Origin of the sequence: Streptomyces sp. URMC 126, from assembly GCF_051386555.1 — a bacterium.
Taxonomy (GTDB): Bacteria; Actinomycetota; Actinomycetes; order Streptomycetales; family Streptomycetaceae; genus Streptomyces.
In genome coordinates this window covers 1-1,005 of sequence record NZ_JBPQTX010000633.1, presented here as the reverse complement: position 1 = coordinate 1,005, position 1,005 = coordinate 1, and the positions used below count along the sequence as shown (strand labels likewise).

Annotated in this window: 1 protein-coding gene; it reads left to right on the top strand. The window is 74.7% G+C overall.

The features are described from left to right. Positions 1-224: 224 nt before the first annotated feature. On the top strand, positions 225-1,005 hold a 781-nt coding region (locus ACSNOK_RS33220; protein ID WP_436784502.1), incomplete at its 3' end, for an ATP-binding cassette domain-containing protein.

The window sequence follows — 1,005 nt, the reverse complement described above, 5'->3', positions numbered from 1 at the left end:
CCTCAAACGCCGGACGGGCTGATTCGGCCGAGCGACGGGAGCACGAGCGGGCCATGTCAGCCCGGCCGGCGTTTGAGGACGAGCGGCGGAGCCGCGATGAAGCGGGGGAGCGCGGGGGCGCAGCCCCGGCGGAAAACGGGAAGGGGTGGGACAGGGGCACAGCTCCGCAGGAAGCCACGGCCACCCCCCTCCTGGACGTCCAGAACCTTTCCGTCCGCTTCCGCATGCGCGGTGACCACGCCATAGCCGCCGTCACCGACGCCACCTTCCGCCTCCACCGAGGCGAATGCCTCGCCCTCATAGGCGAAAGCGGCTGCGGCAAATCCGTCCTCGCCTCCGCCCTCCTCGGCCTCCTGCCGGGCAACGCCCGCACGGAAGGCCACGCCTGGCTGAGCGACGGGGAGGCTCGGCTCGACCTCCTCGCCGCCGACGAGCGCACCCTCAGCCGCACGGTCAGAGGCCGCCGCGTCGGCCTCATCCCCCAGAGCCCCGCCGCCCACCTCACCCCCGTCCGCACCGTCCGCTCCCAGCTCCGTGAGACCCTCCGCGAGCTGACCGGCCGGCGCGCCGGCGAAGAGGCCGCCGCCGAACGCGCCGCGTTCCCCGCCGACCACCTCGACCGCCACCCCCACCAGCTCTCCGGCGGCCTCGCCCAACGCGCCGCCACCGCCCTCGCCCTCGTCGGCGACGCCCCGCTGCTGCTCGCCGACGAGCCGACGACCGGACTCGACCGAGAGCTGGTGGACCGCACGGTCGACGAACTGCGCGCCCAGGTGGACCGGGGCCACGCGCTCCTCATGATCACGCACGACCTGACGGCGGCCGAGCGGATCGCCGACCGGGTCGCCGTGATGTACGCCGGCCGCATCGTCGAACTCGCCGACGCCGAAGCCTTCTTCGGCGACCCCGGCCCCCGCCACCCCTACGCCCGGGGCCTGCTCGACGCCCTGCCGGAACGCGCCTTCACCCCCATCCTCGGCATGCCCCCCGAACTCGGCGACCTCC